The organism is Myroides sp. LJL119, from assembly GCF_054871605.1.
Genome location: NZ_JBTXLO010000013.1, coordinates 33,816 through 53,309, shown reverse-complemented (window position 1 = coordinate 53,309; position 19,494 = coordinate 33,816). Strand labels below are relative to the sequence as shown.

The following is a 19,494-nucleotide window of genomic DNA, read 5'->3' as shown; positions in this document are numbered from 1 at the left end:
AAATTCGGAATTAAAAACTACTTGTCACTAAGTTAGTCTTCTATTTCTAGGGGTTTGTAGTTGTACTACTAGAAAACTCCAAAAGACAGCTAGCTTTTGTATGTTTAAGGTGTTTTATTTTTAAGTTTTTGCTTTTTTTTGACTAGCTATTATAACAATTGTCACTGCAGCTAGCACTAGAATTAGTCCCAGTGCGCTAGTTAAACCAAAGTGTTCGTTGAAAAATAGACTTCCAATTACAACAGCGACTAATGGCTCCATAGAACCTAATATGGAGGTGATAGTACTACCCGCATATTTAACGGCTAAGACTAAACACATATCGGAGATAAATGTTGCAAAAAAACCTAGGTAAATCAGATTTAGCCAATCACTTGTCAAATTAATAGGTTCGATGGAAGTTGTCAGTAAAGCATAAATAAGAAAAATAAAACATCCCATAAGTAACACATAGAAAGTTAATGATTCAAATGGTAGCTCACCGGCCGATGATTTATTTAAACCCACAATGTATAGGCCATAGGTGAATATCGTTATGCCAGATAAAGCTAAGCCTTTGAAAAGAGCTACCGATGGCTGCCCATGTATACACATTAATCCAACTCCTAGAAGAGAAAGTATACTGGCAAACAATAGTGCAAGTGACTTTTTTTCTTTGTAAAACACAATCATTATAAAGCTTACAAATATTGGGTATAGAAAGTGTAATGTCGTGGATAAGCCACTGGCTATATACTCGTAAGAGTCTACTAAATATTTTGCAGTGGCAGCGTATAATAATGCTAGGAGGAAAATTGATAGTAAATTCTTGACTGATATTTTTAAAGATACTTTTTTCCAAAGACATACTCCTGCCATTGTAATACTTGAAAAAAGAAAACGATAAAATAAAATAGTAGGGATACCTATAACAGGAACATGTTCTGGACGTAAGGAGCTTACCATTAATGGTAAGCAGAAAAGAGGTACTAGGCCAAAAGTACCAGATGAGATAAGTGCGAAAATAATTCCTTTTAGACTCTTCATTATTTTTTGTGCAAAGATAGGTTTTCGTGTTTCTGTGACCTAAAAGTGGATATGATTTGATTGGTTTTTATCAACTACTGTCCTTTGTTAAACATATAAGTGATTTTGATAATATTTATTTGTAGCTTCTATAATTATTAGGTAATTTTCTTGAATTAACTAAAACCAATATTATGAAAATTAAAATGACTTGCTACAATACCTTTAAAATGGGTGTTTTAGCATTATCTATGTGCATTAGTGCTAATGCCCTAGGGCAGAATCCGGATCCAATTATCCAAGCTATCATTGAGGAGGGAACAAAAAACTCTCAATTACATAACTATTCTTTTGAACTTTTGGATGAAATAGGTCCTCGTTTGGTAGGAACTCCTCAAATGATGCAAGCTCATAATTGGGTTGTGGATAATTACAAGCAGTTGGGATTTGATGCCTATAACCAGGAATATGGTACCTGGAAAGCTTGGGAAAGAGGACCATCTGAAATAACCATGCTATCGCCTAGAGTTAAATCTTTAGAGGGAACTCAACTGGCATGGAGCCCATCAACGGGTAATAAAGGAATACAGGGTGAGGTAATTATTTTAGAGGATTTTGCCAATAAAGCGGAATTTGAACAATGGTTAAAAACTATAAAAGGTAAAATTGTTTTGATGTCTATGCACCAGAAAACAGGTCGACCTGATTATCAGTGGAAGGAGTTTTCTACTCCAGAGTCTTATGAAAGGATGGTCGAACAAAGGAAACAAGATATAGAGAATTGGAATAATAGAATCCAAGCAACTGGATATACTGCTAAAGAACTTCCTAAAGTACTTGAGCAGGCGGGCGCTTCGGGTATCGTAATGTCTTTTTGGACAGGTATTATGGGTGCAAACAGAATATTTGGAGCAGAAACAACATCTATTCCAACGGTAGATTTAGCAGTTGAAGATTACGGACTACTCTATAGACTTGCTGAGAACGGTAAAAAACCAGTGATAAATATAACTGCTATCTCACAAGATTTAGGAACAGCTAAAACTTATAACACAATAGCTGAGTTAAAAGGTGGACAGAAAAAGGATGAGTATGTGATTCTATCTGCCCATTTAGATAGCTGGGATGGTGGTAGTGGTGCCACAGATAACGGTACAGGTATTATTGCTATGTTAGAGGCTTCAAGAATTCTTAGTAAGGTACTCCCTAATCCAAAACGTACTTTGCTTGTGGGAAATTGGGGTAGTGAAGAACAAGGCTTAAATGGTTCCCGTGCTTTTGTTGAAGATAATCCAGATGTGATTAATAATATTCAAGTAGTTTTTAATCAAGATAATGGTACCGGTCGTGTGGTAAATCTAGGAGGGGAAGGATTTTTGAATTCATACCAATATTTGGGAGACTGGCTAGAGGCAGTTCCTCAAGAATATAAAAAAGAATTAAAGACTAATTTTCCCGGGAATCCTTCCTCTGGGGGAAGTGATCAAGCATCGTTTGTAGCGGTAGGGGCTCCTGCTCACTCTTTGGGGGCTTTACATTGGGGATATGGTGGGTATACATGGCATACCAATCGCGATACTGCTGATAAGATTGTTTATGATGATTTACAAAACAACGCAATATTAATAGCAATTTTAGCCTATAAAGCATTACAAGATGAGAACTCTACTTCTAAAGATAAAAGAGTTATGCCACTTGATAATAAAGCAGAGCGTCGATTATGGCCCACACAAAGTAAAGCAAAACGAGAGTAATTGATTATCTTGAGATAATTAGTTTAAAACGCTTTATTATTCGGTAGGATAATAAGGCGTTTTTTTATCTTCAATTTATAATTATTTGTTAATATATGGTTGTGGTTTAAACTTATTAATAGTACTTTTCGCGCTGCTTTTAATAAAATTTAAAAACTTATGACGAATATTAAAATAAAGTTTAGAAAGTTAATTGGGAATGGTTTTTTGGTTGTTTCTTTATTGCCTGGAGTTGTGGCTTTAGCACAAGAAAAGGATCCTATTATTCAAGCTATAGTGAAGGAGGCTACCGAGAATTCAAATCTAGAGCAGTATGCCTTTGAACTATTAGATGTAATTGGTCCTCGTCTTGTTGGAAGTCCAGAAATGCTGCAAGCTCATAATTGGGTGGTGGATAAATATACGCAGTTAGGAGTGGATGCTTACAACGAACAATATGGAACTTGGAAAGGTTGGCAAAGAGGCACTACATCTGTTACTTTAAGTTCTCCACGGGTTAAATCTTTAGAGGCAATTCAACTAGCATGGAGCCCATCTACTGTAAAACAAGGAGTTCATGGCCAGGTGGTTGTTTTACCTTATGTAAATAATCCACAAGAGTTCAAGGAATGGTTGGAAACAATCAAGGGAAAATTTGTGATGATTTCGAAAGTTTATGAGTCAGGTAGGCCTTTAAAACAATGGAAGGAGTTCGCCACGGAGTCCTCTTATCAAAGAATGTTGGATCAAAGGCAAGGGGTAGATAAGAATTGGAATGAACGCATCCAAAATAGTGGTTATTCTTTAAGTGAACTTCCTATGATTTTACAAGAAGCAGGAGCAAGTGGAATTTTAATGTCGTATTGGACAGGAGTTATAGGATCTAATCGAATTTTTAGTGCCACGACAACAAAAATTCCAACAATTGATTTAAGTTTTGAGGACTACAGTTTATTATACCGTTTGGCTGAAAAAGGGAAAAAACCTACTATTGATGTGAAAGTTCAAAATACGGATTTAGGAATAGTACCTACCTACAATACGATAGCTGAATTTAAGGGTAATGAATTAAAGGATCAGTATGTGGTTTTGTCTGCTCATTTGGATAGCTGGGATGGTGGAACTGGTGCTACCGACAATGGGACAGGTATAATCACCATGTTAGAGGTAATGCGTATTTTAAAAAAGGTATTGCCTAGTCCTAAAAGGACTATTTTAGTAGGAAACTGGGGGAGTGAAGAACAAGGACTAAATGGATCTAGGGCATTTGTGGAAGATCATCCCGAGATTTTAGATGATATTCAGGTTGTACTTAATCAAGATGCAGGAACGGGAAGGATAGACTATTTACCTGGAGAGGGCTTTTTGCATTCTTATGAGTACCTATCGGATTGGTTAGCTAATGTTCCTTTAGAATATAAAACAGATTTAAAGACTGAGTTTCCTGCCTTACCTTCTGTCTCAGGAAGTGATCATGCGGCTTTTGTTAGTCATGGAGTACCGGCGTTCTTTTTAAATTCTTTGGAATGGGGATATGATGATTACACTTGGCATACTAATCGTGATACAGCTGATAAAATTGTATATGATGACTTAAAAAGCAATGTTATTTTAATTGCTATTATGGCGTATAAAGCAAGTGAGCAACAAGCACAGGGCTCACGCGAAAGAATTGTTCTGCCTAAAAACAGTAAAGGGGAACAAGTTTTTTGGCCTACAAGTAAGCAAGGAAAGAGAGAATTTTAAAAAATGGTCGATTTATTGAAAATTATGCCTGTTTTGGCCTCATGCTTTTAATTATATATTTTCACATAAAATAAGTGAAATTTTGTAATCGCATTTCAATAATCTTAATTTTAGTTTAGATATTGTTGAGTTATGATAATGAAAATGATTTTAATTTTAAATTATTTACTTATTCAAAGTGGTTTTTTATTTGTCTAGCGTGTTGGAAATGTGTATTTTTCGCCCTTCAAACTAAAAACCTTAATCTATCAAATATGAAAATTAATTTAGGACTGAGTACTGTAGTAAAACAAGGGGTACTTGGATTAGCGTTAATTTCTGGATCTTTTTCTTTTGCCCAAAGTAATGATCCAATCGTACAGGCTATCGTCAAGGAAGCCACCGAAAATTCACATTTACCAGAATATGCATTTGAGCTATTAGATGTTATTGGCCCTCGATTGGTTGGGACACCTGAGATGACTCAAGCTCATAATTGGGTAGTGGATAAATATACCGATATGGGGATTGAAGCTAGAAATGAAGAGTACGGAACATGGAAAGGATGGCAAAGAGGACCTTCTGTTATTACAATGACTTCACCACGCGTAAAAACTCTTGAAGCTACCCAATTGGCTTGGAGTCCAGCCACTAAGAAAAAAGGTGTTGAAGCTGAGGTAGTAATTTTAGGAGATTTTGCAAATCAAGCAGAATTTGAAGCTTGGTTACCTTCAGTTAAAGGAAAAATTGTCTTAATATCTATGGAACAGCCTACAGGACGTCCTGATTACCAATGGAAAGAATATGCCACTAAAGAGTCTTACGATAAAATGGTCGCTAAGAAGCAAGAGGTAGCTAAAAACTGGTCAGACCGCATCAAAGCTACAGGATATACTGCAAAACAATTACCAGGCGCTTTAGAGAAAGCTGGTGCTGTTGGTATTGTTACTTCTAATTGGAGTGGAGTTGTTGGAACCAATAAGATATTTGCTGCTCATACCGAAAATATTCCAGCTATTGATATGGCTTTAGAAGATTATGGAACTTTATACCGTTTAGCTGAAAATGGTCACAAGCCAACAATATCTATTAATACACAAAGTAAAGATTTAGGAACTGTACCTACTTTCAATACAATTGCAGAATTTAAAGGATCTGAAAAAGCAGATGAATATATTATTTTATCTGCGCACTTAGATAGCTGGGACGGAGGTACAGGTGCTACCGATAATGGAACAGGGATTATTACTATGATGGAGGCAATGCGTATATTAAAGAAAGTATTACCAAACCCAAAGCGTACTATTATCGTAGGTAACTGGGGAAGTGAAGAACAAGGATTAAACGGATCTCGTGCCTTTGTTGAAGATCATCCGGAGTTACTTGACAAAATACAAGTAGTATTTAATCAAGATAACGGAACTGGACGTGTTGCAAATATTTCAGGGCGAGGATTTTTACATTCCTATCAATTCTTAGGTGATTGGCTTTCTGCTGTTCCTCAAGAATATAAAACAGACTTGAAAACAGAGTTTCCAGGAACTGCTATAGGTGGAAGTTCCGATCATATATCTTTTGTAAGTAAAGATGTTCCAGCATTTATGCTAAGTTCTTTAGGATGGGGATATGGTGGATATACTTGGCATACAAATAGAGATACAGCTGACAAATTAGTTTATGATGATTTACAAAATAATGCAATACTAATTGCTATTATGGTTTATAAAGCTAGTGAGCAAGATGAACAAGTTAATCGTGAAAGAGCAATACTGCCGTTTACTAAAGATGGTAATCGTTTAGAATGGCCACAAAGTAAATCTCCAAAAAGGACTTTTGACTATTAAAACAAAATTCGATATTTATTCATTTAATCATTAAATGAATAAAAAAATGTCCCAAGAATTATGATCTTGGGACATTTTTTATTTTAGGTGCTTACCAATTAAAACACTTAATTATCAAGATGTTATAGGCCATAAGAGTTTATTAAATTAATCCGGCTCTTTTTAAAAGTGCATCCGATTTTGGTTCTTGTCCTCGAAAGTCTTTATATAATTCCATAGGGTGTTTAGTTGCACCTTGTGATAAAATATGATCTTTGAATTTATCGGCTACTTCTTTATTGAAAATTCCTTTTTCTTGAAAGTATGCAAAGGCATCTGCATCAAGTACCTCTGCCCATTTATAGCTATAGTAACCCGCGGAATATCCTCCTTGAAAAATATGTGAGAATGAAGTACTCATTAGGGTTTGTTCTATATCTGGGTATAAATCTGTCTTTTGAAATTGTCGTTTTTCAAAGGTCTTTAAATCTGTTATTTCATTTGGGTCTTGGCTATGGAATTCCATATCAAGTAATCCAAAACTTAATTGCCTTAGGGTTGCCAAACCTTCTTGAAAAGAAGCACTTTGTTTAATTCTATCTATAAGCTCCATTGGTATTACTTGGCTTGTTTGATAATGCTTAGCAAATAATTCTAAAGCTTGTTTTTCATAACACCAATTTTCAAATATTTGACTTGGTAATTCAACAAAATCCCAGAATACATTTGTACCAGATAAACTTGGATAGGTTGTATTGGCTAGCATTCCATGTAAGGCATGACCAAATTCATGAAATAAAGTAGTAACTTCATTAAAGGTCAATAAAGATGGTTGATCCTTTGTGGGAGGTGTAAAATTACAAACTATAGATATATGAGGTCTGTGATTAACTCCATTATATATATACTGATTTCTAAAGCTAGTCATCCATGCGCCATTTCGTTTACCCTTTCTTGGAAAAAAGTCGGTGTAAAGTAGGCTAATAAAATTACCGTTTTGATCACTTACCTCAAAAGTAGTTACTTGTGGATGATAGGTCTGTATGTCTGTAATTTTCTTAAAGTTCAAACCAAATAATTTATTAGCAACTTTAAAAGCTCCTTGTAATACACTCTCAAGGGGAAAGTATGGTTTTAGTGTTTCATCGTCTAGGTTAAATAACTTTTGTTTTAGTTTTTCACTATAATACGCAGTATCCCATTTTTGTAATTGATCAATCCCATCAAGCTGTTTTGCAAATTCAGATAATTCTGCAAATTCTTTTAAGGCTGCAGGTCTAGCCTTATTTAGTAGGTCATTTAAAAACGAATAGACATTATCAGGGCTTTGAGCCATTCTTTGCTCAAGTACAAAATCTGCATGGGACTTATAACCAAGTAGATTTGCTCGTGTATGTCTTAGCTTGACGATTTGCATTACATTGTCAACATTATTGTATGAATTGTTTTGATAGGCTTTTCTTCCTTGTGCCAATGAAAACTCCTTGCGTAGTTCTCTGTTTTTCACGTAGGTCATAAATGGAAGATAACTAGGATAGTCTAGTGTGAATATCCAACCCGTTTTCCCCATTTGTTTGGCCAAATTTTCCGCTTGTTTTTTTGGGGATTCTGGCAATCCTTCTAATAGAATTTCATCGGTAATATGAAGCTGATAATTATTGGTTTCTGCTAAAACGTTTTCACCGAAACTCAGACTAATTTTTGAAAGTAGCATATCTATTTTTCGTAGTTCTTCTTTCTCCTTATGGTTTAATAAAGCACCATTTCGAACAAAATTTTTATAGTTTTTATCTAATAATGTGTTTTGTTCAGTTGTTAAGTCAAGGGTATGTCGTTTGTCATATACTGACTTTACTTTATCAAACAACTCTTGATTTAAAGTAATATCATTACTTAATTCAGCAAGTTTTGGAGCTAGTTGTTGAGCAATAGTTTGCAACTCATCGTTTGTTTCGGCAGAATTGAGGTTGAAAAATATATTTGAAAGCACATCTAAATGCATTCCACTAAATGCTAAGGCTTCAATTGTGTTTTTAAATGATGGTGACTGATTATTTTTTACTATGTAATCAATTTCTTTTTTTGTCTCTTCTATGGCTTTATCAAAAGCTGGTAAATAATCCTCTGGTTTTATATGGTTAAATGGTGCGCTTTTATATTTTGTAGTAAAATCGTTATTTAAAACTGACATAAATGATTTATTTAAATGGATTTGAGATATAAAAGTAAGGTAATTATCTGCAAAAGGCTGTTAAATAAAAGGGAATCTTTTTGTAATTAGAAAAAATAGTTTAACTGGTAAAATTAAGAGGGAGTTAGTTTTTTTTTGATGATGTATTATTTTTTGTTTTACTAGAAAGATGATAGCTTTGTTTGTCAATTAACAAAAGTTAAAAAAATGCTTAGTTCAAAAGATCAAACAATATTAAGGAATCAGATACTACTTGCCAATACTAAAGGAAGCTTAACAGAAACTCAATTAGAAATAATCGTAAAAAATAATTTATTTAATTTATTTGTACCTAAGATATACAATGGCCTAGAACTTGATTTACTTCAAGGTTTACAAGTGCAAGAGCAATTAGCAAGTATTGATGGAAGCTTAGGCTGGACCGTTACTTTGTGTAGTGGCGCTAATATGTTTGTTGGTTTTTTACAACCCGAGATTGCAAAAGACCTTTTTAGAGATAAAAATGTTTGTTTCGGTGGTAGTGGAAAGATCTCTGGCAAGGCAATTAAGACAGATACTGGTTATAAAATAAGTGGTAAATGGGACGTTGTAACAGGTTTGGAACATTGCACCGTTTTTACGGCGAACTGTTTAATTATTGATAATCAAAGGCCCGTTGAGGTGGATAAAGGAGAAGAAATTTATCAATCTTTTTTCTTCTACCCTCACGAGATTCAACCAGTTAAAAGCTGGGATATGATTGGATTGAAAGCTACCGGAAGTCATGGTTATATTGTTGAAGAACTTAATGTTGATAAATTAAGGACTTTTAGTATTGATAAGCACGCTAGTTTTAATGACAATCCTATATACCAAATACCTTTTTTTGTATTTGCCCGTTTCACCCTGGCCATTAATTTATTGGGTATGCGTAAGAACTTTCTGAAACAAGCCTTATTGTATTTTCAGGGTCTGGAACATAATCCTTTTTTGGATAAACATAAAAAATTAGTACATACCGCGGAGCAACAATTGCAAAATCACAGAGAAGAATTCTATAGATTAGCCGAAGATTGCTGGTCCAGAATTTTAAAAGGTGAAGAAATAACCAAGGAGGTAGAACAAGAGGTTATTCGTGTTTGTAAAGCTGTAGTTTTAACAGGTAGAGATCAACTAATGAAGGTTGCTCCTTATTTAGGTTTAGAACTATGTAAAAAAAATAGTAATATTGGTATTATCTATACCGATATTTTAACCGCTTGTCAACATAGTTTGTTTATTCGATAAGAATTATGCCCTATAAATTTCATATTATATAGGGCATAGACAGTTCAATTCCTCTTATTTTATTGATTCAGCAGCATCTAAAACGGCCTGTTTTAGATCTTGCTTGTATTGAATTATTTTTTCTAATAATTCTTGGTTTTGACTAGCTAGAATTTGTATAGCTAGTAGACCGGCATTTTTTGCACCGTTTAAGGCTACTGTTGCCACAGGCACCCCTCCTGGCATTTGTAAGATAGATAAAACGCTATCCCAACCATCAATTGAATTACTAGACTTTACCGGTACACCTATTACTGGAAGTGGACTCATAGAGGCAACCATTCCAGGTAAATGTGCAGCTCCGCCTGCTCCGGCAATAATAACATTTATTCCTTTTTTATGGGCATTGGTTGAAAAATCAACTAATTTTTCTGGAGTTCTGTGTGCAGATACAATATCTACTTCTGTCGCAACACCGAATTGTTTGATAATATCAATTGCATCTTGCATTACTGGCATATCGGAGATACTACCCATTACTACTGCTATCTTCATGTTCTATTTGGTTATTACTTGTATAGTTTCTTTTACTTTTTGAGCTATTTCTCGTGCCTTTGTCATATCGTGATTAACAATTGTTACGTGACCCATCTTTCTAAAAGGGCGTGTTTGTTGCTTACCATAAATATGTGGGGTTACCCCTGGAATAGCTAAGATTGTATCCATGCCTTTGTAAAATACGGGACCATTGTAACCTTCCGATCCTGAAAGATTTACCATTATTCCCGCAAGTTTACTTTGTGCGGAACCTAAAGGTAAGTCTAATATCGCTCTTATGTGTTGTTCAAATTGTGAAGTAAAACTAGCTTCAATAGAATAATGGCCTGAATTGTGAGGTCTTGGTGCTACTTCATTAACTAAGATTTGATCGTCCATTGTCTGGAACATTTCCACGGCCAATAGACCAACATGATTAAAGTTCTTTGAAACTTCAAGAGCTATTTGATGTGCTTTTTGAGCCACTTGCTTATCAATTCTTGCGGGACAAATTACATATTCAACTTGATTTGCTTCTGGATGAAACTCCATTTCAACCACAGGATATGTTTCTACTTGACCACTAGCGGACCTTGCAACAATTACTGCAAGTTCATTTTTAAAGGGAATCATTTGCTCGGCAATACATTCTACCTCCGGAAGTTGTGAAAGGTCATGATCTTCACGTACTACCTTTACCCCATTACCATCATAACCAAATTGAGCCGACTTCCAGACAAATGGAAAAGTTTGTACTCCTGCTGTAATACTTTGTTTTAGATCTTTCAGTGAATTATATCGTTTATAAGGCGCGGTAGGTATTCCATGCTTTATATAAAAGTCTTTTTGTTGACCTTTATTTTGGATTAATTTCAATGTTTTTGAAGAAGGGTAAACTATTTTTCCTTCTGATTCAAGTTGCTCTAAGGCTTGTAAATTAACGTTTTCAATTTCTATTGTTAAAACATCGACTTGTTTGCCAAAATCATAAACTGTTTGAAAATCCATTAAGTCACCTTGGATAAATTTATGAGCACCGAATTGTGCTGGCGCATCTTTACTTGGGTCTAATACATAGGTGGCTATATCAAATTTACGGGCGTCGCTAAGGATCATTTTACCTAATTGCCCTCCGCCTAGTATTCCTAATCGGAAATCGGATGAAAAGTAATTCATTGTGTTGTTGTATAGTTATCTGGCAAAGATACTTCAAAAAAGTAAAAAAAGGTACCAATGTTGTCTTAGGTTTAGATAGAGTAGTTTATTATTCTTAATTTTATATTACTGTTAATATTATTTGATTATTTTTTAATTATATGTTATTGTTTAATAATTGTTTTGTTCTGTTACGTATCACTAGTTAAAAAAATAAAAATAAAAGTTAATAAAATTTAGTTACTTTAAAAAAGATAATATATATTTGATAGAGTTGCCTATAGAATTAATCTTGGAGGCTATGGGACAGCTTTACAATAAGGACTGTGTTTTTTAAAATTGATTTGCACTTATTTTTATCGGAATAGGAAATAATGAATGAATTTTTAATTCTGGCAATGCGCTAGAGTAACATGGTATTGGTTTGTCTGTATTATTTTAAGAAATAGTAAGCAAATCCTTTAAAAGTAAAACAAAACAAACGCCTTTGTTTTTGTATATTTGCACATTAGCAATATTCAATGCCATGGAAATACAAGTTTTAGATAAGAAATTCGTCCCTTTTATATCAGGGGATCAAATTCAAAGTAGATTAAAAGAGTTAGCCAAACAAATCTTAGAAGATGTACAAGGTGAAGTTCCTGTGTTTATAGGAGTTTTAAATGGATCTTTTATGGTGCTTTCTGATCTTGTTAAGTATTACAAAGGAGATTGTGAGATGAGTTTCGTTAAGATGGCCTCTTATATAGGGACTCAGTCAACTAATAAAGTGGATCAGTTATTGGGCTTAGATATCGACGTTACCAATCGAGTGGTAATTTTAGTCGAGGATATCGTAGATACTGGAAATACGGTTGTAGCCTTGAAAAGGCTATTTGATCAACAACGAGTTAAAGAATTGAAAATCGCTACTTTGTGTTTAAAACCGGAGGCTTATGATAAAGATATCGCTTTAGATTACGTGGCTTTTGAAATTGAAAATAAGTTTATAGTAGGCTATGGTATGGATTATAATAAGCACGGTCGTAACATACCAGAAATATATCAAATTAAAGAATAATTAAACCAAACAGTAACAGGTAAAAAATAAATAATGATTGCAATAGTTTTATTTGGAAAACCAGGTGCAGGGAAAGGCACACAAGCAGAATTTTTAAAGCAAAAGTATAATCTGACTCATATTTCAACAGGTGATGTATTTCGTTATAATTTAAAAAACGAAACCGATTTGGGTAAGCAAGCAAAAGTGTTTATGGATAATGGAGAATTGGTTCCTGATTCTCTTACTATAGATATGTTGGGTGCTGAGGTTGCGAAAAATATGGATAAAGCAGGATTCTTATTTGACGGTTTTCCAAGAACAATAAAGCAGGCTCAAGCTTTAGAACAATTATTAAAGGAAAGAAATATAACTTTTGCTGGTACTGTTGGGATTGATGCAAACGATGATGTGCTAGTAGCACGTATTTTGGAAAGAGGTAAAACAAGTGGCAGGAGTGATGATCAAGATGAAAATAAAATTAGAAATCGCTATGAGGAATATAACCAAAAGACTGCACCTTTAATTGATTTTTATACCAAGCAAAATAAGTATAGTGCAGTGGATGGAATTGGTAGCATTGAGGAGGTTACCCAAAGATTAAATAAAGCGATTGATAGTATCTTAAAATAATTGTATTTTTTATAAGTACGAAAAATTACTTAGAGAAAGAGCAATAGGCAATTAAATAAATAATTTAAGGAATATGACTGAAGGAAATTTTGTCGATTACGTAAAAATATATGTAGCTTCAGGTAAAGGAGGTAGGGGATCTACACACTTACACCGTGAAAAATTTATTGAAAAAGGTGGCCCTGATGGTGGAGATGGTGGACGTGGAGGACATGTTTACATTGTAGGCAACGAAGGTTTATGGACGTTATATCACCTAAAGTTCGCCAGACATATTAAGGCTGAGCATGGTGGAGATGGAGGAAGTTCTAGAAGTACTGGAGCTGATGGAGCGGATAGATATATTGAGGTGCCATTAGGAACCGTTGTTAAAGATAAGGAGACTGGTGAGGTTTTATTTGAAATTACCAAAAATGGAGAAAAACGTATTGTTGCTGAAGGTGGTAAAGGTGGTTTAGGAAACTGGCACTTTAGGACTTCAACCAATCAGACTCCAAGATATGCACAACCTGGAATTCCAAGTCAAGAATTAGATATTATTTTAGAATTGAAAGTCTTAGCAGATGTTGGTTTGGTTGGTTTTCCAAATGCAGGGAAGTCTACGTTACTTTCTGTATTGACTTCGGCTAAGCCTAAAATTGCAGATTATCCTTTTACTACTTTAAAACCTAATTTGGGAATTGTAGCCTATAGAGATCATCAATCTTTTGTAATGGCTGACATTCCTGGTATTATTGAGGGTGCTGCAGAAGGTAAGGGATTAGGTCATTATTTTTTAAGACATATAGAGCGAAATTCTACTTTATTGTTTATGATTCCTGCCGATGCTAAAGATATTGTGGGTGAATATGAAATATTATTAGATGAGTTAAGAAGATATAATCCGGAGATGCTTGATAAAGATAGATTGGTGGCAATTACTAAAAGTGATATGCTTGATCAAGAGTTAAAACAAGAATTAAAACCCGAATTAGATAAGGGATTCCAAGGTATACCATATTTATTTATTTCGGCTGTTGCACAGCAAGGATTAAACGAATTAAAAGACGAGTTGTGGAAAATGTTAAATAGGTAATAGCATTTACTCTCGTGGAGAAGAAACCGATTTATTTATATAAGTCGGTTTTTTTATTAGGAATGTTTTTTAGTTAGGTGATTTGTTGAGAAAAAAGTATATTAGCTACTTTAAAATACGTATAGGTAATTATGAAAAAAATCATTTTAGTAATAACCACTTTGTTTTTATTGGCACCATTAAATATTAGGGCTAATGAAGGTATGTGGTTTTTGATGTTTATTGAGCGCTTAAACCAGCGTGATATGGAAACTATGGGACTTCAGTTAACTGCTGAGGAAATCTATAGTATTAATAACCATTCTTTAAAGGATGCTATTGTACAATTTGATGGAGGATGTACTGCCGAAATTGTTTCAAGTGAGGGACTAGTTTTTACCAATCACCATTGTGGTTATGATAAGATAGCAGATTTAGCAACTCCGCAGGATGACATTTTGACAAATGGTTTTTGGGCAAAAGATAAGCAAAGTGAAAGACCAGCAAAGGGTTTATCTGTAAGGTTTTTCGTACGCATGGATAATGTGACTGATCGTATTTTAGGAGTAGTAGACGACTCTATGAGTGAGCAAGATCGTGAAAAAGCTATTAACCAAGAAATTGCAAAAATTCAAAGTGAAAATGATCAAGATGGTAAGTATACTGTTTCTGTAAAATCTTTTTTCCAAGGAAATGAATATTATTACTTTGTTTACGAAGACTTCAATGATGTACGCTTAGTGGGTACACCTCCAAATAGCATTGGAAAGTTTGGTGGGGATACCGATAACTGGGAATGGCCTAGACATACGGGAGACTTTTCCATTTTCCGTGTCTATACAGATCAACAAGGAAATCCTGCTAAGTATTCACCTGATAACATTCCTATGAAACCTAAGCATCATTTACCCGTTTCTTTAAAGGGTATTGAGCAAGGTGATTTTGCTATGATATTAGGTTACCCTGGTAGAACTAATCGTTGGATGCCAGCACAAGGAGTTTATCAAAATATTGAATTTGCCTATCCTGCTTGGGTAGAAGGTTCTAAGTTAGGTATGGATGTGATGAAAAAGCATATGGATAAGGATGACCAAGTTCGACTAGCATATGCTTCTAAATATGCTGGAGTAGCAAATTATTGGAAAAACAGACAAGGGATGATCGATGCGCTGACTCAGCATGAAACAGTAGCTGCGAAAACGGAAAATGAAAATGCTTTTCAACAATGGGCTAACTTACCTGAGAATGTGCAAAAATATGGTAATGTAATCAATGATTTAAATACGTATTATCAAGCAACTAACCAAAAGGCAAGGCATGATAATTATCTTACAACGATGATTAGGACTTCAGCAATGGTTGGACTTCCTAGTCGTTTGGTTAAGCCAGTGCAAGAGTTTGTTGGATTGGGTAAAACTAAGCAAGAAAGTGAATTAGCTGATTTTCAAAATTATATTGACGGGATTTATTCTAATTTAAATGAAAATTTAGAAAAAGAAATGTTAGCCAAGCAATTAGAGTTATATGCTACAAAAAGTCAGGGCTATCCTATTAGTACTTATGTTGGTGAAATTCAAAAAAAATACAAAGGTGATTTTGAAAAGTATATAGATCAAGCTTTTGCAAAGAGTATTTTTGCAAATAAAGATGCCATGAATCGCTTTTTAGCCAAACCATCTGAGAAAGTGCTTAAAAACGATCCTTTGTTAAAGTTAAGTAATGCTTTAATGGAAACTTATCGTTACAAGAGTCAAGAGTTAGCAACTTTAGAGAACTCCTATTTGAAAGCGTACCGTCTATTTGTAGATGGTTTGCAAAAAAGTAACCCAGAGGCAAAATTTTATCCAGATGCCAACTCTACTTTAAGGTTGTCTTATGGGACTGTTAGAGCCTTGCCACGTGGAGCTAAAGTCAATGATGCTAAAGAGAATTGGTATACTACTCTACAAGGAACTATAGCCAAGCATGTTGCCGGTGATGAGGAATTCGAAAATCCAAGTAAATTGATAGAGTTGGAGAAAAACAAGGATTATGGGATTTATGCAGATAAAGATGGTGATCTTGTGGTAAACTTTTTAACAGATCACGATATTACTGGTGGAAATTCTGGATCTCCAGTTTTAAATGGTAAAGGAGAATTAATTGGATTGGCTTTTGACGGGAATATCGAAGCTATGGCAGGGGATGTTATTTTTGACCCAGAACTCCAGCGAGCTATTAATGTTGATATACGTTATGTGTTATTTGTCATTGATAAGTATGCAGGAGCTCAAAATATTATAGATGAGTTAACCATTGTCAATTAAATAATTATACAAGGTGCCTAAGGTGATTAGGCACCTTTTTTGTTTTATACTACTTTGTTATGATTTATCAGGAAAATACCTTTGGTTTTCAGTCATAAGTAGGTTTATATAATTTGTGTAAACTAATAAAGTTGTATTTTTACAGTTAAACAACAAAATCTATCAAAAATATATAATAATGCGTATACATTTTATCGCAATAGGAGGTAGTGCAATGCATAATTTAGCTTTAGCTATGCACGAAAGAGGTGACCTTGTAACAGGTAGTGATGATATTATCTTTGAACCTTCTAAAAGTAGATTAAAAGCAAAAAGTCTTTTGCCAAAAAGCCTAGGATGGTTTCCAGAAAACATTAACACAGAAATTGATGCCGTTATTTTAGGGATGCACGCTAGGTCTGATAATCCTGAATTATTAAAAGCCCAAGAATTGGGTTTGAAAATATACTCTTATCCCGAATTTATCTTTGAAGAATCTAAAGGGAAAACTAGAGTGGTAATTGGAGGGTCTCATGGAAAGACGACAATAACTGCTATGGTATTACATGTTATGAGCTATCATGATATCTCTATTGACTATTTAGTTGGAGCTCAACTAGAGGGATTTGAGCGTATGGTTCATTTAACAAATAAGAATGAATTCATCTTAATTGAAGGTGATGAGTATTTAAGTTCGGCTATAGATTCCAGACCTAAATTTCATTTGTATCAACCTAATATAGCTTTGATTAGTGGTATTGCATGGGATCATATAAATGTATTTCCTACTTTAGAGAATTATATTGAACAATTTTCCACTTTTATTGATAAGATTGTCGATGGTGGGATTTTAGTCTATAACCAACAAGATTCAGTCTTAGATGCATTGGTTTCAAATAGTTTAAATCCGATTCGAAAAATTCCATATTCTACTGCAGAGCATTTTATCGAAAATGGAATAACCTATTTACAGACACCTGATGGTGATATGCCATTGGAAATTTTTGGTGAACATAATCTTAGTAATCTGCAAGGCGCAAAATGGGTATGCCAAAATATGGGTGTAGATGAGGAGGATTTTTACGAAGCAATCGCAAGTTTTAAAGGAGCCTCTAAGAGGTTAGAGAAGTTGGTGGATAAACCAGAGGTTGTCGTTTTTAAAGATTTCGCTCATTCTCCTTCAAAAGTTAAAGCTACTGTAGAGGCAGTAAAAAAACAGTACCCCAATAAGAAGTTAGTTGCTTTATTGGAATTGCACACCTATAGTAGTTTAAATAAGGACTTTTTAATTAATTACAACTCAACTTTAGATTCGGCGGATAAAGCAGTGGTTTTCTTCTCTCAAGAAGCATTGAAAATTAAAAAAATTAATGCTTTGAATGAACAAGAAATTAGAAATGGATTTTCTAAGGAAGATTTGTTAGTTTATAGCCATTCCCAAAATTTTGACGCTTTTTTACAAACCATAGATTTAAACCAAACAGTTTTACTTTTTATGAGTTCTGGAAACTATGGCGGTTTAGATTTAAATAATTTTATACAAAATAGAATAACTTAATTATATATGAATACTATTACTCCTGAGAATATTTTATTAGTTGGTTCAGTACTTTTATTTATCAGTATTTTAGCTGGTAGAACTTCCTTTAAATTTGGAATTCCCGTTTTGTTAATGTTCTTATTTATTGGAATGTTAGCAGGCTCGGAGGGAATAGGGGGAATTTACTTTGATAACCCCATCGTAACCCAATTTGTAGGAATGGTATCATTAAACTTTATACTGTTCTCAGGAGGATTAGATACACACAGAGATGATATCCGACCCGTTGCAAGGGAAGGCGTCATTCTGTCAACTTTAGGAGTATTAATAACGGCTTTTGCCGTAGCAGGTTTTGTTTATTATGTATCACCTTTTAGTTTCCTAGAATCGTTACTACTAGGATCTATTGTATCGTCAACTGACTCGGCTGCTGTTTTCTCGATTTTAAGATCAAAGGGTTTAGGGCTTAAAAATAATATCAGACCCATGTTAGAATTGGAAAGTGGAAGTAATGATCCAATGGCTTATGTTTTGACCATTACTGTCATAGGTTTTATGCAAATACCCGATACCAATTGGGCAGATGTATTAGAAGCCTTTGCACTCCAAATGTTGTTGGGTGTTGCTGTTGGTTATATAATGGGGAAAGTTGGTCGTTTTGTACTTAATAAGTTAGATTTAGGATATGAAGGCCTTTATATGGTAAGTGTTTTAGCCTTAATGTTCTTTACGTTTTCTTTTACGGATATTATTAAAGGTAATGGTTTTTTAGCCGTATACTTGGCAGGGCTTGTACTGGGAAATTCTAAAATTATACACAAAAAACAAATTATTAAATTCTTTGATGGTATGGCATGGATTATGCAAATTGTCCTTTTCCTTACTCTTGGATTGTTAGTTTTTCCTTCAGAGATAATAGCAGTTGCTGGCATAGGAATAGCGGTTTCTATCTTTATGATTTTAGTAGCAAGACCTGTGGCCGTGTTTCTTTGCCTAGCATTTTTTAAGATTGACTTGCGAACCAAAGTTTTTGTCTCCTGGGTAGGACTACGTGGAGCTGTACCAATTGTATTTGCTACTTATCCAATGGTGGCAGGTGTTAAGGGGGCTGATACAATATTTAATATTGTGTTTTTCATTACTTTAATATCTATTTTATGTCAAGGTAGCACAATATCTTTGTTTGCTAAGTGGCTCAAACTCGATTTACCAGAAACAGAAAAGCTTAAAGAGCAGTTGGCTTTAGATTTAGATCAAAGGGAAATGACTTTAATGTCCATTGTAGATGTAAAAGATTATTATCCAGTAGTGTCAAAAAGTTTAGTGGATATAGATTTGCCTTCAAGTGTTATTATTGCAATGATTAGGAGAAATAAGAGATTTTTTATTCCTAATGGTTCAACTATTATAGAATCTGGAGATAAAATTGTATTTTTAGCAAGTGATCGAGAAGAAAAGAGAAAAACTACTGCTTTCTTTCGTGGAGAAACAGTTTTAGGAGTTGACTAGTAATAGAGGTAACTATTATT

14 protein-coding genes are annotated in these 19,494 nt (G+C 34.2%); 10 read left to right on the top strand and 4 right to left on the bottom strand.

The genetic code is table 11. The features are described 5' to 3' along the window. Window positions 1–120 precede the first annotated feature (120 nt). Window positions 121–1,026, bottom strand: a complete 906-nt coding sequence (locus ACYSNV_RS11845; protein ID WP_461762756.1) for a DMT family transporter — start codon at window positions 1,024–1,026, stop codon at window positions 121–123. A 173-nt stretch (window positions 1,027–1,199) separates the two neighbouring features. On the opposite strand from ACYSNV_RS11845, the gene ACYSNV_RS11840 reads away from it, so the two are divergent. The 3 genes from ACYSNV_RS11840 to ACYSNV_RS11830 all read left to right on the top strand — a co-directional run bounded on the left by ACYSNV_RS11840 (window position 1,200) and on the right by ACYSNV_RS11830 (window position 6,307). Continuing rightward, a complete protein-coding gene (locus ACYSNV_RS11840; RefSeq protein ID WP_461762755.1) occupies window positions 1,200–2,759 on the top strand; it encodes a M20/M25/M40 family metallo-hydrolase in 1,560 nt (519 codons plus the stop codon). 159 nt (window positions 2,760–2,918) lie between these two features. Then, window positions 2,919–4,484 (top strand): M20/M25/M40 family metallo-hydrolase, encoded by a 1,566-nt coding sequence (locus tag ACYSNV_RS11835; RefSeq protein ID WP_461762754.1) that lies wholly within the window; start codon window positions 2,919–2,921, stop codon window positions 4,482–4,484. 254 nt (window positions 4,485–4,738) lie between these two features. Next, window positions 4,739–6,307, top strand: a complete 1,569-nt coding sequence (locus ACYSNV_RS11830; RefSeq protein WP_461762753.1) for a M20/M25/M40 family metallo-hydrolase — start codon at window positions 4,739–4,741, stop codon at window positions 6,305–6,307. Between the two features lie 142 nt (window positions 6,308–6,449). Here ACYSNV_RS11830 and ACYSNV_RS11825 read toward each other — a convergent pair whose 3' ends face one another. Further along, window positions 6,450–8,477, bottom strand: coding sequence for a M3 family metallopeptidase (locus tag ACYSNV_RS11825; protein WP_461762752.1), 2,028 nt, complete (start codon window positions 8,475–8,477; stop codon window positions 6,450–6,452). A gap of 207 nt (window positions 8,478–8,684) precedes the next feature. Between ACYSNV_RS11825 and ACYSNV_RS11820 the strand changes: the two genes are divergently transcribed. Continuing rightward, window positions 8,685–9,743 (top strand): acyl-CoA dehydrogenase family protein, encoded by a 1,059-nt coding sequence (locus tag ACYSNV_RS11820; protein ID WP_461762751.1) that lies wholly within the window; start codon window positions 8,685–8,687, stop codon window positions 9,741–9,743. Window positions 9,744–9,797: 54 nt separating this feature from the next. On the opposite strand, the gene purE is transcribed toward ACYSNV_RS11820, so the two are convergent. Both purE and ACYSNV_RS11810 read right to left on the bottom strand, forming a co-directional pair. Continuing rightward, window positions 9,798–10,277, bottom strand: coding sequence for a 5-(carboxyamino)imidazole ribonucleotide mutase (gene purE / locus ACYSNV_RS11815; protein WP_461762750.1), 480 nt, complete (start codon window positions 10,275–10,277; stop codon window positions 9,798–9,800). 3 nt (window positions 10,278–10,280) lie between these two features. Further along, entirely contained in the window at window positions 10,281–11,435 is a 1,155-nt protein-coding gene (locus ACYSNV_RS11810) for a 5-(carboxyamino)imidazole ribonucleotide synthase (protein WP_461762749.1), read from the bottom strand. Between the two features lie 505 nt (window positions 11,436–11,940). Here ACYSNV_RS11810 and hpt point away from each other — a divergent pair. From hpt to ACYSNV_RS11780, 6 genes are all read left to right on the top strand, one after another. Then, window positions 11,941–12,474 carry a hypoxanthine phosphoribosyltransferase gene (gene hpt / locus ACYSNV_RS11805; protein ID WP_461762748.1) on the top strand — a complete coding sequence of 178 codons (534 nt, stop codon included), beginning with the start codon at window positions 11,941–11,943 and terminating at the stop codon, window positions 12,472–12,474. A gap of 33 nt (window positions 12,475–12,507) precedes the next feature. Continuing rightward, a complete protein-coding gene (locus tag ACYSNV_RS11800; protein ID WP_461762747.1) occupies window positions 12,508–13,086 on the top strand; it encodes an adenylate kinase in 579 nt (192 codons plus the stop codon). A gap of 73 nt (window positions 13,087–13,159) precedes the next feature. After that, window positions 13,160–14,161 carry a GTPase ObgE gene (gene obgE, locus ACYSNV_RS11795; protein ID WP_461762746.1) on the top strand — a complete coding sequence of 334 codons (1,002 nt, stop codon included), beginning with the start codon at window positions 13,160–13,162 and terminating at the stop codon, window positions 14,159–14,161. 131 nt (window positions 14,162–14,292) lie between these two features. Then, a complete protein-coding gene (locus tag ACYSNV_RS11790; RefSeq protein WP_461762745.1) occupies window positions 14,293–16,446 on the top strand; it encodes a S46 family peptidase in 2,154 nt (717 codons plus the stop codon). A gap of 178 nt (window positions 16,447–16,624) precedes the next feature. Then, window positions 16,625–17,983: a UDP-N-acetylmuramate--L-alanine ligase gene (locus ACYSNV_RS11785; RefSeq protein WP_461762744.1), complete on the top strand. Its 1,359-nt coding sequence runs from the start codon at window positions 16,625–16,627 to the stop codon at window positions 17,981–17,983. Between the two features lie 6 nt (window positions 17,984–17,989). Beyond that, the gene (locus ACYSNV_RS11780) at window positions 17,990–19,474 is read left to right on the top strand and encodes a potassium/proton antiporter (protein WP_461762743.1); all 1,485 of its coding nucleotides are present in this window, start codon (window positions 17,990–17,992) and stop codon (window positions 19,472–19,474) included. Window positions 19,475–19,494: the final 20 nt, after the last annotated feature.

Excerpts from the sequence above, each read along its gene's own strand:
- ACYSNV_RS11845 (WP_461762756.1), bottom strand. The coding sequence starts at position 1,026 with ATGAAGAGTCTAAAAGGAATTATTTTCGCACTTATCTCATCTGGTACT.
- ACYSNV_RS11840 (WP_461762755.1), top strand. The coding sequence starts at position 1,200 with ATGAAAATTAAAATGACTTGCTACAATACCTTTAAAATGGGTGTTTTA.
- ACYSNV_RS11835 (WP_461762754.1), top strand. The coding sequence starts at position 2,919 with ATGACGAATATTAAAATAAAGTTTAGAAAGTTAATTGGGAATGGTTTT.
- ACYSNV_RS11830 (WP_461762753.1), top strand. The coding sequence starts at position 4,739 with ATGAAAATTAATTTAGGACTGAGTACTGTAGTAAAACAAGGGGTACTT.
- ACYSNV_RS11825 (WP_461762752.1), bottom strand. The coding sequence starts at position 8,477 with ATGTCAGTTTTAAATAACGATTTTACTACAAAATATAAAAGCGCACCA.
- ACYSNV_RS11820 (WP_461762751.1), top strand. The coding sequence starts at position 8,685 with ATGCTTAGTTCAAAAGATCAAACAATATTAAGGAATCAGATACTACTT.
- purE (WP_461762750.1), bottom strand. The coding sequence starts at position 10,277 with ATGAAGATAGCAGTAGTAATGGGTAGTATCTCCGATATGCCAGTAATG.
- ACYSNV_RS11810 (WP_461762749.1), bottom strand. The coding sequence starts at position 11,435 with ATGAATTACTTTTCATCCGATTTCCGATTAGGAATACTAGGCGGAGGG.
- hpt (WP_461762748.1), top strand. The coding sequence starts at position 11,941 with ATGGAAATACAAGTTTTAGATAAGAAATTCGTCCCTTTTATATCAGGG.
- ACYSNV_RS11800 (WP_461762747.1), top strand. The coding sequence starts at position 12,508 with ATGATTGCAATAGTTTTATTTGGAAAACCAGGTGCAGGGAAAGGCACA.
- obgE (WP_461762746.1), top strand. The coding sequence starts at position 13,160 with ATGACTGAAGGAAATTTTGTCGATTACGTAAAAATATATGTAGCTTCA.
- ACYSNV_RS11790 (WP_461762745.1), top strand. The coding sequence starts at position 14,293 with ATGAAAAAAATCATTTTAGTAATAACCACTTTGTTTTTATTGGCACCA.
- ACYSNV_RS11785 (WP_461762744.1), top strand. The coding sequence starts at position 16,625 with ATGCGTATACATTTTATCGCAATAGGAGGTAGTGCAATGCATAATTTA.
- ACYSNV_RS11780 (WP_461762743.1), top strand. The coding sequence starts at position 17,990 with ATGAATACTATTACTCCTGAGAATATTTTATTAGTTGGTTCAGTACTT.